Origin of the sequence: Sphingobacterium sp. JB170 (genome assembly GCF_900163865.1) — a bacterium.
Lineage (GTDB): Bacteria > Bacteroidota > Bacteroidia > Sphingobacteriales > Sphingobacteriaceae > Sphingobacterium.
Genome location: NZ_FUKU01000026.1, coordinates 281,618 through 296,778, shown reverse-complemented (window position 1 = coordinate 296,778; position 15,161 = coordinate 281,618). Strand labels below are relative to the sequence as shown.

General features: G+C 39.7%; 18 protein-coding genes and 5 tRNA genes. 14 read left to right on the top strand and 9 right to left on the bottom strand.

The genetic code is table 11. The annotated features are described in order from the left end of the window. Nucleotides 1–16: 16 nt before the first annotated feature. The 7 genes from accC to FM107_RS06755 form a co-directional block, all read right to left on the bottom strand. The gene (accC, locus tag FM107_RS06785; RefSeq protein ID WP_086947750.1) at nucleotides 17–1,375 is read right to left on the bottom strand and encodes an acetyl-CoA carboxylase biotin carboxylase subunit; all 1,359 of its coding nucleotides are present in this window, start codon (nucleotides 1,373–1,375) and stop codon (nucleotides 17–19) included. Nucleotides 1,376–1,477: 102 nt separating this feature from the next. Next, entirely contained in the window at nucleotides 1,478–1,960 is a 483-nt protein-coding gene (gene accB, locus FM107_RS06780) for an acetyl-CoA carboxylase biotin carboxyl carrier protein (RefSeq protein ID WP_086947749.1), read from the bottom strand. A 58-nt stretch (nucleotides 1,961–2,018) separates the two neighbouring features. Further along, entirely contained in the window at nucleotides 2,019–3,017 is a 999-nt protein-coding gene (locus FM107_RS06775) for a beta-ketoacyl-ACP synthase III (protein WP_086947748.1), read from the bottom strand. Between the two features lie 6 nt (nucleotides 3,018–3,023). Next, entirely contained in the window at nucleotides 3,024–3,962 is a 939-nt protein-coding gene (gene plsX / locus FM107_RS06770) for a phosphate acyltransferase PlsX (protein ID WP_086947747.1), read from the bottom strand. A 106-nt stretch (nucleotides 3,963–4,068) separates the two neighbouring features. After that, nucleotides 4,069–4,260 (bottom strand): 50S ribosomal protein L32, encoded by a 192-nt coding sequence (gene rpmF / locus FM107_RS06765; protein ID WP_086947746.1) that lies wholly within the window; start codon nucleotides 4,258–4,260, stop codon nucleotides 4,069–4,071. A 14-nt stretch (nucleotides 4,261–4,274) separates the two neighbouring features. Beyond that, nucleotides 4,275–4,817, bottom strand: coding sequence for a DUF177 domain-containing protein (locus tag FM107_RS06760; RefSeq protein WP_086947745.1), 543 nt, complete (start codon nucleotides 4,815–4,817; stop codon nucleotides 4,275–4,277). 53 nt (nucleotides 4,818–4,870) lie between these two features. Beyond that, complete coding sequence (locus FM107_RS06755) at nucleotides 4,871–5,533, bottom strand: epoxyqueuosine reductase QueH (protein WP_086947744.1); 663 nt, start codon at nucleotides 5,531–5,533, stop codon at nucleotides 4,871–4,873. Nucleotides 5,534–5,806: 273 nt separating this feature from the next. Between FM107_RS06755 and FM107_RS06750 the strand changes: the two genes are divergently transcribed. Next, nucleotides 5,807–6,928, top strand: coding sequence for a hypothetical protein (locus FM107_RS06750; protein ID WP_143559447.1), 1,122 nt, complete (start codon nucleotides 5,807–5,809; stop codon nucleotides 6,926–6,928). Here FM107_RS06750 and FM107_RS06745 read toward each other — a convergent pair. Further along, nucleotides 6,912–7,760 (bottom strand): transglutaminase-like domain-containing protein, encoded by an 849-nt coding sequence (locus FM107_RS06745; RefSeq protein ID WP_086947742.1) that lies wholly within the window; start codon nucleotides 7,758–7,760, stop codon nucleotides 6,912–6,914. The two genes, FM107_RS06750 and FM107_RS06745, sit on opposite strands and share 17 nt — an antisense overlap. Before the next feature lie 85 nt (nucleotides 7,761–7,845). On the opposite strand from FM107_RS06745, the gene FM107_RS06740 reads away from it, so the two are divergent. Then, nucleotides 7,846–8,331 (top strand): hypothetical protein, encoded by a 486-nt coding sequence (locus tag FM107_RS06740; RefSeq protein ID WP_086947741.1) that lies wholly within the window; start codon nucleotides 7,846–7,848, stop codon nucleotides 8,329–8,331. A gap of 39 nt (nucleotides 8,332–8,370) precedes the next feature. Here the strand turns inward: FM107_RS06740 and FM107_RS06735 are convergent, their stop codons facing one another. Further along, nucleotides 8,371–9,531, bottom strand: a complete 1,161-nt coding sequence (locus tag FM107_RS06735) for a BamA/TamA family outer membrane protein (protein ID WP_086947740.1) — start codon at nucleotides 9,529–9,531, stop codon at nucleotides 8,371–8,373. A gap of 318 nt (nucleotides 9,532–9,849) precedes the next feature. Here FM107_RS06735 and FM107_RS06725 point away from each other — a divergent pair. The 12 genes from FM107_RS06725 to rplL all read left to right on the top strand — a co-directional run bounded on the left by FM107_RS06725 (nucleotide 9,850) and on the right by rplL (nucleotide 15,020). Continuing rightward, nucleotides 9,850–9,925 (top strand) — tRNA-Thr (locus FM107_RS06725). 22 nt (nucleotides 9,926–9,947) lie between these two features. Beyond that, a tRNA-Tyr gene (locus tag FM107_RS06720) sits at nucleotides 9,948–10,028 on the top strand. 60 nt (nucleotides 10,029–10,088) lie between these two features. Then, nucleotides 10,089–10,161, top strand: a tRNA-Gly gene (locus tag FM107_RS06715). Between the two features lie 91 nt (nucleotides 10,162–10,252). Then, nucleotides 10,253–10,324: transfer RNA gene (locus FM107_RS06710), tRNA-Thr, on the top strand. Between the two features lie 72 nt (nucleotides 10,325–10,396). Beyond that, nucleotides 10,397–11,584 (top strand): elongation factor Tu, encoded by a 1,188-nt coding sequence (gene tuf / locus FM107_RS06705; RefSeq protein WP_086947738.1) that lies wholly within the window; start codon nucleotides 10,397–10,399, stop codon nucleotides 11,582–11,584. A gap of 158 nt (nucleotides 11,585–11,742) precedes the next feature. Continuing rightward, nucleotides 11,743–11,813, top strand: a tRNA-Trp gene (locus tag FM107_RS06700). 23 nt (nucleotides 11,814–11,836) lie between these two features. After that, entirely contained in the window at nucleotides 11,837–12,031 is a 195-nt protein-coding gene (gene secE, locus FM107_RS06695) for a preprotein translocase subunit SecE (RefSeq protein ID WP_086947737.1), read from the top strand. A 17-nt stretch (nucleotides 12,032–12,048) separates the two neighbouring features. Then, complete coding sequence (gene nusG, locus FM107_RS06690; RefSeq protein ID WP_086947736.1) at nucleotides 12,049–12,594, top strand: transcription termination/antitermination protein NusG; 546 nt, start codon at nucleotides 12,049–12,051, stop codon at nucleotides 12,592–12,594. 289 nt (nucleotides 12,595–12,883) lie between these two features. Next, nucleotides 12,884–13,327, top strand: a complete 444-nt coding sequence (gene rplK / locus FM107_RS06685) for a 50S ribosomal protein L11 (RefSeq protein WP_086947735.1) — start codon at nucleotides 12,884–12,886, stop codon at nucleotides 13,325–13,327. A 22-nt stretch (nucleotides 13,328–13,349) separates the two neighbouring features. Next, nucleotides 13,350–14,048, top strand: coding sequence for a 50S ribosomal protein L1 (gene rplA / locus FM107_RS06680; RefSeq protein WP_086947734.1), 699 nt, complete (start codon nucleotides 13,350–13,352; stop codon nucleotides 14,046–14,048). A gap of 2 nt (nucleotides 14,049–14,050) precedes the next feature. After that, complete coding sequence (gene rplJ, locus FM107_RS06675) at nucleotides 14,051–14,569, top strand: 50S ribosomal protein L10 (protein WP_086947733.1); 519 nt, start codon at nucleotides 14,051–14,053, stop codon at nucleotides 14,567–14,569. Between the two features lie 73 nt (nucleotides 14,570–14,642). After that, the gene (gene rplL / locus FM107_RS06670) at nucleotides 14,643–15,020 is read left to right on the top strand and encodes a 50S ribosomal protein L7/L12 (RefSeq protein WP_086947732.1); all 378 of its coding nucleotides are present in this window, start codon (nucleotides 14,643–14,645) and stop codon (nucleotides 15,018–15,020) included. The last annotated feature ends 141 nt before the right edge of the window (nucleotides 15,021–15,161 follow it).

Below are 15,161 nucleotides of genomic sequence, written 5' to 3'. Positions count from 1 at the left end.
ATGTAAAAGAAATTTTTCAATTTTCTTCTTCTGGATATTCTGTAAGGTCAAAAGACTCCATGAATTTCGTGGTAAAGTTCCCTGCTCTAAAGTTTGGATCACTCATTAAACGCATATGCAAGGGAATAGTCGTTTTTACTCCTTCAATGACAAACTCACTCAATGCACGTTCCATCGTGTCGATGGCTTCTTCTCGAGTTTGCGCAACGCAAATGAGTTTAGCGATCATGGAATCGTAGTTCGGCGGAATAGTATACCCCGCGTATACGTGGGTATCTACTCGAACACCATGACCACCAGGTGAATGGAAATTTGTGATTTTACCTGGAGAAGGACGGAAATTATTGAACGGATCTTCCGCATTTATACGACATTCAATCGCATGCATGGACGGTTCGTAATTTTTACCCGAAATAGGAATTCCTGCAGCAACTTTAATCTGTTCCTTAATTAAATCAAAGTTTATAACCTCTTCAGTTACCGGGTGTTCTACTTGAATTCGGGTGTTCATTTCCATAAAGTAGAAGTTACGATGTTTGTCAACTAAGAATTCAATCGTACCAGCACCTTCATAATTAACTGCCTTTGCTCCTTTAATCGCTGCCTCACCCATTTTTCTGCGTAATTCAGGGGTGATAAACGGAGAAGGTGCCTCTTCAACTAATTTTTGATGACGTCGTTGAATGGAACAGTCTCGTTCGGAAAGATGACAAACTTTTCCATATTGATCACCAATTACTTGAATCTCGATATGGCGAGGTTCTTCTACATACTTTTCTAAGTAGATACCGTCATTACCAAATGCTGCCGCAGATTCTTGGCGCGCTGAGTCCCAGCTGTGTTGGAAGTCTTCGTCTTTCCATATAATCCGCATTCCGCGACCGCCACCACCGGCAGTAGCTTTAATTATAACTGGATATCCGATTTCCTGCGCTAATTTGATACCTGCCTTAACATCAGGAATCAAGCCTTGGGAACCAGGAACGGTGGGCACGCCTGCTGCTTTCATCGTTTCTTTTGCGGATGCTTTGTCACCCATGCGTTCAATTTGCGACGCAGTTGCTCCAATGAATTTGATGCCATAGTCGGCACAAATGGCCGAGAATTTTGAGTTTTCAGAAAGAAAACCATACCCTGGATGGATAGCATCGGCATTCGTTAATTCGGCTGCAGAAATTATATTTGGTATGCTTAAGTAGGAGTCTTTACTTGCCGGAGGACCGATACATACCGCTTCATCAGCGAATCGCACATGAAGACTATCTCGGTCGGCGGTTGAATAGACGGCTACACTCTTTATACCCATTTCGCGGCATGTACGAATGATACGGAGAGCGATCTCACCTCTATTTGCTATTAGTATTTTTTTGAACATAGATTATTAATGATATTACTTGCAATTGCTCGCGTAATTTTTTGCGGGCGTGCAATTCATGATGATTCTTGCGAATCATTGAATATGCTGACGATGGCGAATCTAGCTTGGATCGACTAAAAATAATGGTTGATCGAACTCAACAGGTTGTGCATCATTCACTAATATCTTTACGATTTTACCCGATACTTCAGATTCGATTTCGTTGAAAAGTTTCATTGCTTCAATTATACAAATAACTTTACCCTGTGTTATTTCATCACCGACGTTTGTAAAGTTTGGTTTTTCAGGACCAGCGGCGCGATAGAATGTACCGATCATTGGTGATTTAACCGTTATTAAATTAGATGATTCTGGAATTGGGGCTGTTGAAGTAGGTGTGCTTGATACTGTAGTCGGTGCTGGAGCAGCAGCTTGTTGTGTAGGTAAGCTAACAGGTGTAGGGATAGACGCTGTAACATACGTAGGCTCCTGGTTCGTCTTTATTGTGATTTTAAAGTCTTTTTCTTCAATAGCTACCTCATTTACTCCCGATTTGGCGATGAACTTTATTAGGTCTTGAATTTGTTTAATATCCATACTCATATCTCGTGTATTTTATTTTATTATAGTTTTTTGATGAATCGATAAAGTTAAGGAAATATTATGATTTTGTATATGCCCACTTTAGGTAGATAGAACCCCATGTGAAACCTCCCCCAAATGCGGCTAAGATTAGTTTATCGCCCTTTTTAAGTTTGTCTTCCCACTCCCATAAACATAACGGAATAGTACCGCTGGTGGTGTTCCCGTATTTATGAATATTTACCATTACTTTCTCCTCTGGTAAGCCAGCTCTTTCTGCCGTTGCATCAATAATACGCTTGTTTGCTTGATGAGGCACTAACCAGTTAACATCGTCCGAGCTTAAATTGTTTCTTTCCATAACCTCCACTGCTACGTTGGCCATATTTGTTACTGCGAATTTGAATACAGTGCGACCTTCTTGATAGGCATAGTGTAACCCCGCATCGACGGTAGCATGGCTTGCTGGATTCAGGGATCCGCCCCCTTTAATATTTAGATAAGGGCCACCTGATCCATCGGTTTTTAACACCGAATCCACGAATCCGTTACCTTCCTCATTTGGTTCCAAAAGTACGCAACCACAACCATCTCCGAAGAGGATACAAGTGTTACGGTCCTCATAATTAACAACAGACGACATTTTATCCGCACCGACAACTAAAACTTTTTTATGTTTTCCTGATTCTATAAATTGCGCGGCAGTCGTTAGGCCAAATAAAAAGCCTGAACATGCCGCTTGCAAGTCGTATCCCCAAGCGTTTTTAGCACCTATTTTTTCGGCAAGTATATTGGCCGTTGCCGGAAACAGCATGTCGGGTGTACTGGTACAGAAGATAATAAGTTCAATTTCATCAGCCGTGATCCCTCGTTTCTCTAAGAGCCCCTTGACGGCAGGAACAGCGAGGTCTGAAGTCGCCTTGCCTTCCCCTTTAAGTATTCGTCTTTCTTTGATACCTGTACGGCTAACAATCCACTCGTCATTGGTATCGACCATGGTTTCCAATTCTTGGTTTGTTAGTACATAGTCCGGTACATATCCATTTACCGCAGTGATTGCAGCATGTATTTTTGACATAAGTTATTAGTTGAAAACGGATCTGATTTTATCGATGAATTTTGATTCTATCATATCCTTTGAGTGTAAAACCATGTTTTTGATAGCCTCAGGGGTGGAGATTCCGTGACCAATAATAACTGGTGCGTTTACACCTAATATTGGCGTTCCTCCATAACGTTCATAGTTGAACCTATCAAAAAACTCATCCTTGAAACCCTTTTTCAATGTTGTGATATAGAATGATTCAGCGAGCTTTAAAACTATGTTACCCGTGAAACCATCACAAACGAATACATCGGCCGTGTCCGTGAATAGTTCACGACCTTCAACGTTACCAATGAAATTTATTTTAGTGTTTTCTTTAAGGAGAGGGTAGGTTGAGATTGTTAAGTTGTTTCCTTTTTCTTGTTCTTCGCCAATATTTAATAAACCAATTTTTGGTTTATTAATTCCATAAATGTATTCAGCGTAGATACTTCCTAGTATAGCAAATTGGTTTAACATTTCAGGCTTGCATTCTGAATTTGCCCCCACATCTAAGAGTATCCCAAATCCACTTTTTAACTTGGGTACATTTGTAGCGATTGCCGGGCGTATTATACCTGGAATTGTCTTGACACTAAACACTGATCCAACTAACATTGCTCCTGTATTTCCTGCGGAAGCAAATGAATCAATTTCTCCTTTTTTAAGTAAATCAAATCCTACAGCAATACTGGAATTTGGTTTTTGAGTAATCGCTTTAGTCGGATGATCATGCATGCTAATCACTTCTGGAGCATGTACATAATCAAATTTGTCAAGATCGACTCCTGCCTGCTTTAATCTTTCGGTCGTATCCTTTTGGTCGCCGATTAGGACGATCTTTTGATCTCCTTTTAGTATTTTCTGGGCTTCTATGGCTCCAGTTATCGTAGCGTTAGGTGCGTAATCACCACCAAGAACGTCCAAACCAATCTTCATTCGTTATTATTTTTATAATCAATAATACGCAAAAACATCCCAAATTAAAGTATAAAAATTGACTTTTACACGTATTTGGGATGTTTAATTTCTTTGATTGATGTCGTTAAACAGCAGCTGTGTTTTCAATAATCAACTTTCCGTTGTAGTATAAATTACCATCTACTGAGTATGCACGGTGAGGAGTATGAACTGCTCCAGTTTCAGTACAAACAGTTAAAGTAGGTTTTTCTGCTTTATAATGTGTTCTTCTTTTGTCTCTTCTCGATTTCGAAGTCTTACGCTTTGGATGTGCCATCTCGTATTTTTGTTTTAGTTATTTTTAATTTTCTTTAATATATCCCACCGTGGGTCAATTTTCGATTCTTCGTTGCTCTCAGTTGTATCGTCTGAGCTTATCTTTGCGAGCATCTCTGGATCACACGTGATATTGATCCCTTGCTCAACGCATCTGCTATAATAGGGTACGCGAACATTAATGTACTCATATAATAGCGTCGCGACATCGAATTCGTAATCCGTTTTTGATAATGTGATGACTTCTTCCGTTTCGCTGTCCCAATCTTCTTCTGTGAATTTTACTAACACTCTTTCCTTAAAATCGAGTGGTGAATCAAACTCTGCGAGACAAATGTCACATGTCAATTTTATTGTGCCCGTAATCTCAAAGATTACAATTAACATGTTCTCCTGCTTTTGTAACGCTACTTCCGCTTTTAGTTTTCCCTTTTTAACAAGAGAATGTTCAAAGCAGTCAAAGAACTTATCGTCAATATCAAATTCAAATTTGTGTTTCCCAGAAACAAGTCCTGAAAAAGGAATTCTATATTGTTTTAGATATTTTAAAACCTGCATTTGAGCCTGCAAAATTAATTATTATTTCAGTAAAAAGGAAACTTTTTGGAAATTTATTCTTGTTCGTCTCCGTAGTAGTATTTTCCCAGTTCGATTTTCTCCCTGTTATTCGCCATTCTCCATCGATTGGTGTCTCGTAGGGAGTACGCACAACCACAGTATTCTTGCATATAGAAGTTTTCTTTTTTGCTAATTTCCAACATACGTGAAGATCCACCTTTTTTGCGCCAATTATAGGTCCAGTATTCCATGTTGGGATAACGTGACGATGCGCGTAGTCCGCAGTCATTGATTTGCTCCATGTTTTTCCATCGTGAGATACCAAGTGAACTGGAAATAACATCGAAACCGTGCTCTGCCGCATATTCTGCCGTTTTTTCAAAACGCATATCGAAGCACATTGTACATCGGCTGCCTCTTTCAGGTTCGTTTTCCATGCCTTTGGCTAATTCAAACCAATGATCAACATCATAATCTGCATCGACAAATGGAATGTTATGTTTGTTTGCAAAACGAATGTTTTCCTCCTTTCGTAAGTCATATTCCTTACGCGGGTGGATGTTTGGATTGTAGAAGTAAATGGTAAATTGTATGTCAGATGCGATCAACGCTTCCATAACTTCCCCGGCGCATGGTGCGCAACAGGAATGTAACAGAAGTTTTTTTCCTTGATTAGGCAATTCTAATTTTTGCCTTTGTAATCCCGTGTTTTCCATATTAAATTAAAGTAGGAGGTCAAATACTCGCTCCACAGCATACATTGTTCTTACACTGCGTTACGACGTAACCATTATCCAATAGGTTCTGAGAATCTGATGCTTGCATACAAAGTTGAATATTGTTCTTGCCAATTCGTGTACGTGCGTATATTAATCCATCATATTCCAAATGCAATTTTACGGAATTTGTATGATTAAACAAAAATCCTCACGAGCGCTGTCGCAAGAATATAATTAAGCTCGTTTTATTTATTACTTTTGTAAAACAAGATGAAGATTATGTTTAAGGTTAATAATATAGTATATAAGGTTGTAGCGGTAATCGCATTGTTGGTTGGGTTTTACGCCTGTGAAGAAGATGATGCTGAGCCTAAATTAGATGTTAAGAAATTTTCCAGACTTTACGTGTCTTTTGAGGCATTCAATAGTTCTAATGCGGGCGTTTCCGACACAAACATTCGTATTATTTACCCGGCGGATTCGTCAGAATTCAAATATTCATTAGGAAATGTTTCAGAAGCTAGGGGAGGTGGAGTTATATATTTTAACCCATTCTTGAAAGGCTTGTTTCAAGCGAGTGCAAATTTACCGGGACTGGTTGATACCGCCGTTTACATTATGAATGTGGGGGAAAAGACAGGTATTTTGTCGAATACCGGAGCAATCCGAAATGAATTACTCTCTAATGTTCGCGGGCTGGCATATAATCGTGGCTATGACGAGATGTATATTGTTAATTCATCAAGTGGTAATCCTGGGATTTATGTTGTCGATCGCCCTAAAACGCGGAGCCAACCTCAAACGAGGCCGCTGAAAAAATTGAATGCACCAGGTATTGAAATGTGGGGCGCTGCTTATAATAGTGGTGAAGACCGGCTTTTTACTTCCAAGCTCGGACAAGATGCTGCAATTTATGTTTTTAAAGACTTAAGTACAAAAAAAGTGTCAGATGTCGATTCTACTGCCCGAATAGAGCCGTTTCAAACACTGTCCATCGCCGATGCTTCGAATTTGCGAGGTTTGTTTTTTGATTCGGTAAAAAATGTACTGGCGATAACGGATTTTGGCGACGGAACGACCGAAGGTACTGGGCGCATTCTCGTTTTTGATAATTTTACAAATACCGTAGGTACAGACGGAAATCACGCCATTACGCCCTCTCGCATTATTACAGGGGCAGCAACTGGACTAACGCAGCCTGTTGATGTCGCTATCGATACGCGGGAAACTGGTGTATACCTCTACGCTGCGGATCGGCAAGCGAAAAAGGTGTTTCGGTTTAAGCTTTCGGATGATGGAAATGTAGAACCGGATAAGGTGCTTCAGACCGGAAGCCAGATTCCTGTTGGTTTAGCATTAGATACACGTGATGATTCTACGTTGCCTCAATAAGATCCAATAAGAGCTGGACGTCGTCCCTTTTGTCGACATTGTCTATCTGATTATATGCGGCGATTAAATTTCGCAACACGCGTTTTATAATCGATAAATTATCGCACGGTTTCATGAATTCGTCACTTGCGGGTAAGCTTAGTTGATCAAGGAAAGCCTTAATGTCGCTTTTTCGCATAATTTGACCTCGGTTAAAAACATTGATATAAAAGAGGACTTCTTCGGGCGACTCGTCATTCATGTAAGCCAGCATAAAGTGTTTTGGAAGGTTGACTCCGTATACCGGGATGTCGAGCCGCTGTGCCACCAAACTATAGATACATGCTAACGATATTGGATTTCCTTTTCTGGTCTCAAGAACTTTGTTTATGAACGAATTTTGGGGTGCGTGATAGTCTGTGGTGTTTCCTGAAAGTCCAAACTCTCGAAAAAGCACATTGTTTAATAGCTTTATCTTATCCACCGGACTCATTTCATACATCAGATAATACCAAGTGTCTCGCCGGAGTTCCGCTAATTTTGCATGGATCTCTTCATCTGCTAAATTAGGGTATTGATAACGATTGATAATCAGTAAGCCCTCGAGCAGGTTTTCCTGATTGCTAATTTTCCAAAGTTGGAGATCTGTCTTTACTTCATTAAACTGGATTTTATGAACGATCTGTTCAATACGTCCTTGAAATAAAATGTCAAGCGATGCTTCCCAGGATTTTTCAAGCATAGGAATTACTTCTGGACCACAAGTGATCAATTTATCTTCAAGTTCCCGGTATATCTCGGTATCCGGATCGTCAAGTAAGGAGATTAGTGCTTTTAGTTCCCGCTCATTCATTGTTCGAAAATACAAAATTTTCGCATAATCGAGCGAAAGTACTTTGTAGTATTCGCTATGGGCGGAAAAGTGTATTTTTGCAATTATGCTGTACCACCTAGATTTAATCGGACATTTTCTTTCTGCGCATAGTCGTCATGGAACGCATTCCCCGTTTGTTTACAAATTAGCAAGTCAGGTGATCTATTCTAATAAATTCGACAGGGGCGAGGGGGAGATTGTGGTCGACTGCACGTGGAATGATCCACCCCGATACCTTGACTTAGTTAAAGATATCTTGGTCCACTTGGGCATCTATACATTAAAAGATCATGGCGCGGGTGGGGGGTACTGGGCCGATTTTAAGAAAGACCGCGAAACCGAGCTAATTAGTCGAATTGAAAATGGGCAGCTACTCGTGGTTCACGAACCTCATTTGGATCTGCCACAATGGAGAGCATTAACCAAGTATGATGGGGTTACTGTGTCCATCGATTTATTCCACTTTGGTTTAGTGCTCAAGCGCGCTGGGCAACGTAAGGAAAACTTTTCCCTTCGCTTTCCTTATTGGCGCTGTTGCCAAGGAAGATAGGATTAGCACCTGTATTCTTGTAGACTTAATATCAAGACTTTAAAATGCCTCACTGATACTTAAATAAAATCCTGACTGCCTTTTTTCTCCTGTGCGCTTTTCCCCCAAGGCATAATCAAGACGTATGGTACTATTATGTTCTAAACTGAAAAAATACCGTATGCCACCACCATAGCTAGGTACGAACCGACTATCATGCTGCTTAGAAAAGGTACTGCCAGTGCCCGCAAAACCGACGACCCCGAAACGTGACATAAATCGATAGCGCAACTCGGCTTGCGCAGTGATATAATTTCGATCTTTATACCGTCCTAAATAGTAACCGCGCATCGTCATATCGCCACCTAAATCACGATAAGTGTAAAAAGGTGCGTTTTCACCATAGGTCCCTCGATAGAGCAATTGTCCGGCAAGCGTAACGGTTTTAGATAGCGCTTGAAAACCGCGGATGTCTGTTTCCAAAAGACTCCCGGTGAAATTGTCGTCACCCCAGAAGTCCGGCGCATAGGCATATTTTATTCTCGCATATATCCCCTTAGTTGTATACGTCGTGTTGTTACGGTTATCGTAGAGCGATGAAGCGCCAATTGCCACATATTGACCACCTTTTTTGCCAAATACTTCGGGCTGATCGAAAACACCTCCCAATTCGTGATCTTGAAACTTGAAATATTCAAAGATGGAGTTTAACCCGAAATATAGGTTCGTCCCAACATTCTTTTCGATATCTAATTTTGCACGTATTAATTTTTGATCGATACGGTCTTCATCGGTAAGCCAAGTGTCCGTACCAAGACCATAAAAATTGAATGGCCAATCACGGTACCGGAGCTCCGAGAGTATATGATACTCGTTTCTTTTCGTCCAGATATCCGTTTGGAGCTTGATGTTTTTTTGATTTTTAGTGGTTAGTGTTCCAATTAACGTTATGTTGGAGGTTCTACTTGAAAGATCTGTTTTGTCCAAATAGAAATTATAAGTTCCAGCAATTCCATATTCGAATCCCGACTCTTGTGCATATCCAATTGCTGGGATCACCAAAAGACTGCCACTCCGCGTCGAGTCTTTTTGCGAGGAAAATAATTTGTTGTAAGTTTTTTTTATTAAATTATTTTTTTGAGCGTAGAGGTTTTCCTGAGAAAAAATTGCTAAAAAAAGAAGTGGAATTATACTGTGATAAGCTTTGATACGAAGTCCCATTAATATTTAATCTTTTTGCTGCTTTAAAAAGGCGGCGCAATATGTAAATTATTTCATTGCGTATCAAGTATATGATAAAAAAGGCTGTATTTTTTTTCGAAATGTTTTTGTAGTTTCATCATTGTCGCTATCTTTGCGTCATCAAAAATCAAACGGTGGTACACGGTTCGGTTTTGATGAAGAAAGCGTTCTTTAACACGATAAAAAAAAGTTTTCAAAAAACTTGCAAATATGAAAAGTAAATTGGATTTTTGCACTCGCTGTCTGAAAAAGACAGAAGTTCTTTAAGAGAGTTTTTAAAAAAGTTTTAACAAACACGCCTCTTTAGCTCAGCTGGTAGAGCAACTGACTTGTAATCAGTAGGTCATTGGTTCGATCCCGATAAGAGGCTCCAAATGCAATTTATTTGCAGGTATGGAGGGGTTCCAGAGCGGTCAAATGGGACGGACTGTAAATCCGTTGCTTCGGCTTCGAAGGTTCGAATCCTTCTCCCTCCACACTAAACTTTGTTACTTACCGTTGTCTTATGCACTAAGAAAACGAAATGGTGACAAAAAGCGGAAGTAGCTCAATTGGTAGAGCGATAGCCTTCCAAGCTATAGGTTGCGGGTTCGAAGCCCGTCTTCCGCTCAATTTTAACGTTAGATTAAGTCTCTGTCTTTTTTGGTCAATATATTCAAAATAAGATGGAGGCATTTATCTGTAAATAAGCTTTTAGAAAGCCGAAGTAGCTCAGGGGTAGAGCACTTCCTTGGTAAGGAAGAGGTCGTGGGTTCAAATCCCATCTTTGGCTCGTATTGAAAAAGTTTTTACTTTTGTAAGAGAACAAATAAGAAATATTTTATAATTACTAATTCGCATAAACATGGCAAAAGAGAAATTTGACCGTAGTAAGCCCCACTTAAACATTGGTACGATCGGTCACGTTGACCACGGTAAAACAACTACTACAGCTGCTATCACAAAGGTATTAGCTGATAAAGGTTTGTCAGAAGCTCGTTCATTTGATTCAATTGACTCTGCTCCTGAAGAAAAAGAGCGTGGTATTACAATCAATACCTCACACGTTGAGTATTCAACAGCGAACCGTCACTATGCGCACGTTGACTGTCCAGGTCACGCCGATTACGTGAAAAACATGGTAACTGGTGCTGCACAGATGGATGGTGCGATCATCGTAGTTGCGGCTACTGACGGTCCAATGCCTCAAACTCGTGAGCACATTCTATTAGCTCGCCAGGTAGGTGTACCTGCACTAGTTGTTTTTATGAACAAAACTGACTTAGTGGATGATGCCGAATTGCTTGACTTAGTTGAAATGGAAGTTCGTGAGTTATTATCATTCTACGAATTCCCTGGTGATGATATCCCTGTAGTTAGAGGTTCTGCATTAGGAGCTTTAAATGGCGAAGAAGAGTGGGTTGATAAAATCATGGAATTAATGGATGCTGTAGATAACTACATTCCAATTCCACCGCGTTTGACTGAACTACCTTTCTTGATGCCTATCGAGGACGTATTCTCTATCACTGGTCGTGGTACAGTTGCAACTGGACGTATCGAAAGAGGTGTGATCAACTCTGGTGACCCAGTTGAATTATTGGGTATGGGTGCTGAGAACTTAAAATCTACAGTAACAGGTGTTGAGATGTTCCGTAAAATTTTAGATTACGGTGAAGCAGGTGATAACGTAGGGTTATTGTTACGTGGTATTGAGAAAACTGATATCCGTCGTGGTATGGTTATCTGTAAACCAGGTACTGTAACTCCGCACACAGACTTTAAAGCTGAGGTTTATGTATTATCTAAAGCTGAAGGTGGTCGTCACACACCATTCTTTAACAAATACCGTCCTCAATTCTATTTCCGTACGACAGATGTAACTGGCGAGATTTCTTTACCTGAAGGAACTGAAATGGTTATGCCAGGTGATAACGTTACTATCTCTGTTAAATTGATTAACGCGATCGCAATGGAAAAAGGTTTACGTTTTGCTATCCGTGAAGGTGGTAGAACCGTAGGTGCTGGTCAGGTAACTGAGATTACAGCTTAATCTTTTTGATTGAACTACTATAGAAACAAGCTAATTGGCTGATGCTGATTAGCTTGTTTTTCTTCATGACCATAGTATTCAAAAAGACTAAAAAAAAACAAATAATATTTGCTCTGATACCAGCTAAACGCTATATTTGCAGCAGTAAACAACTTTACACGGGCATAGTTTAAAGGTAGAACGAAGGTCTCCAAAACCTTTGGTCTGGGTTCGAGTCCTGGTGCCCGTGCAAAATAATTTAGGAAAACTGAAATGGCTAAAGTTCTTGATTTTTTTAAAGAGTCCTACCTCGAGGTTACGGAAAAGGTTACTTGGCCAACTTGGTCTCAGTTGCAAAACTCCGCAGTCGTTGTGTTAGTGGCGTCTTTACTTATTGCATTACTCGTATTTATAATGGATAAAGCTTCAAGTAATCTGTTAGAGTTATTGTACGGGATTACTTCCTAATTTATCATTTATAATTTATGGCAGATCAATCGTTAAAATGGTATGTAGTTCGTGCCGTTAGTGGAAAAGAAAACAAAGTAAAGCAATACGTAGAAGCTGAAGTTGGTCGCTTAGGCATTCAGCATTTAGTACCCCAAGTGTTGATTCCAATGGAGAAGTACTACCAAATGCGTGATGGGAAAAAGGTTGCTAAAGAGCGTAACTATTATCCAGGGTATGTTTTAATCGAAGCGGCTTTAGACGGTGAGATTGAACATGCGATTAAAAACATAAATAGTGTTATTGGATTTCTAGGTGATAAAGCAGGTAACGCGATCCCGTTACGTCCGGCAGAAGTTAATCGTATCTTAGGTAAGGTTGACGAGATGGCTGAACAAGGAGAAAGCATGAGTGTCGCTTTCTATGTTGGTGAGACAGTAAAAGTGAATGACGGGCCATTTAATGGGTTCACAGGGGAAATTGAAGAGGTTCACGAAGATAAAAAGAAACTTACTGTAATGGTAAAAGTGTTTGGTCGTAAGACGCCGCTTGAACTGAACTACATGCAAGTTGAAAAAGAATAATACTGAGCTCCTCCGTTTAATGGGGAGCTTTTGCGTGTTACACGCACTTAATAATTGAGTTGGAAAAGAGGGTCGTGAGCCCTTTTTTGTGTCTGTAATCATTTATCATATCTTCAACATACACTTCGTGAAATTTATTGACCTCACCATTGTATAGTTCGGATATTTTATATATCTTTGCACCTCGTTTGGTTGTAATGTATCCGTACATTGCGCCTGACGAAAATAAATGTTACGTTTAAAGCTTCCAACTTACTAACAAACATTTAACAATTAAATTCAAAACAAAATGGCAAAAGAAGTCAGTGCGTTAGTAAAATTACAAGTAAAGGGCGGTGCTGCAAACCCATCTCCTCCAGTAGGACCTGCATTAGGTGCTAAGGGTGTGAATATTATGGATTTTTGTAAGCAATTCAACGCTCGTACGCAAGACAAACCAGGACAAGTATTGCCTGTTGTCATTACAGTTTACAGTGACAAGTCGTTTGATTTTATTATCAAAACCCCTCCGGTAGCCGTGCAGTTGAAAGATGCTGCTAAGTTAAAGAGTGGTTCTGGTGAGCCTAACCGTAAAAAGGTTGCTTCTCTTTCATGGGAGCAAGTTGAGGTTATCGCGAAAGATAAAATGGTTGACTTGAATGCATTTACTGTAGAGTCTGCTATGAAAATGGTAGCTGGGACAGCACGTAGTATGGGTATTACCGTGTCAGGTAATGCTCCTTGGACAAATTAATTAACGAAATCAGTTTAAGAAAGTGGCTAGATTAACAAAAAATCAAAAAGCGGCACTATCCAAAATTGAAGCTGGTAAAGCATACTCTTTACAAGAAGCTTCGGCTTTAGTGAAAGAGATTACTGCAACCAAGTTTGATGCTTCTGTGGATATCGACGTTCGTTTAGGCGTGGATCCTCGTAAAGCAAATCAAATGGTTCGTGGTATTGCAACATTACCTCACGGGACCGGTAAAACTGTTCGCGTTTTAGTATTGTGTACTCCTGACAAGGAGGAAGAAGCTAAAGCAGCAGGTGCCGATTACGTAGGTCTTGATGAGTACATCAGCAAAATTGAAGGAGGTTGGACTGACGTTGATATCATTATTACTATGCCAAGTGTTATGGCTAAAGTTGGTAAATTAGGACGTATTTTAGGTCCTAGAAACCTAATGCCTAACCCTAAAACGGGTACAGTTACTACAGATGTAGCTAAAGCTGTAACCGAAGTAAAAGGCGGTAAGATTGATTTCAAAGTCGATAAAACAGGAATTATCCATACTTCAGTTGGTAAAGTGTCCTTCACAGCAGATAAGATCTATGAAAACGCGTTAGAGGTGTTACAAACACTTTCACGCTTGAAACCATCTGCCGCAAAGGGAACGTACTTTAAGAGTATTTACATCTCTTCGACAATGAGTGCAGGCATTCATGTTGAAACTAAATCAGTAGCGGGAATTTAATCATGAGAAAAGAAGAAAAACAAGAAATTGTTCAAGCTTTGGCCGAGCAGATTAAATCGTACGGTAATTTCTATATTACTGACACTGCTGAATTGTCTGTTGAGAAAGTAAATAACATTCGTCGTAAATGTTTTGAGAATGATATCGAGATCCTAGTGGCTAAAAACACTTTGATCGAGAAAGCATTGACCGAAGCAGGAATTGACTCAGAAGAACTTCGTAGCGTACTTAAGGGTGCTACTACATTGATGTTCTCTGAAACTGGTAATGCACCAGCGAAGTTGATCAAAGAATTACGTAAATCAGGTGATAAGCCGGTTTTAAAAGCAGCTTATATTCAAGAGACTGCTTTCGTAGGTGATGATCAATTGAACGCATTAGTTTCTTTGAAATCGAAAGAGGAACTTGTTGCAGATGTTATCGCATTACTACAATCTCCAGCGAAAAATGTTATTTCAGCACTTCAGTCGGGTGGAAATACGATTTCTGGATTAGTAAAAGCTTTAGAAGAAAGAGGTTAACGAACACCTCTATAAATATGGAGTTCGTGATTTAACAATTATTATTTAAGTACATTCAAAAATTCAAAATAAAATGGCAGATTTAAAACAACTTGCTGAACAGTTAGTTAACTTAACAGTAAAAGAAGTTAAAGAATTAGCTGATATCTTAAAAGACGAGTACGGTATCGAGCCTGCTGCGGCTGCAGTTGCAGTTGCAGGTCCAGCAGCTGGTGGCGAAAACGCTGCTGCAGAAGAGAAAACATCTTTCGATGTTATCTTGAAAGAAGCTGGTGGTTCGAAATTGGCCGTAGTTAAATTAGTAAAAGATTTAGCTGGTTTAGGATTGAAAGAAGCTAAAGATCTAGTTGACGCAGCACCGAAAGAATTAAAATCAGGTGTTACTAAAGACGAAGCAGAAGCTTTGAAAAAACAATTGGAAGAAGCTGGAGCTGTTGTTGAGATCAAGTAATCTCACATATTAAAGCACCTCAAAGGTTTAGACTCTGTCAATAAATTTGTCAGAGTCTATTCCTATTTATATTATTACATGTGTCAAATGGATGCTGACATTTGATGAATACGTGAAACAGCATATTGGCTCAGTTTTTTT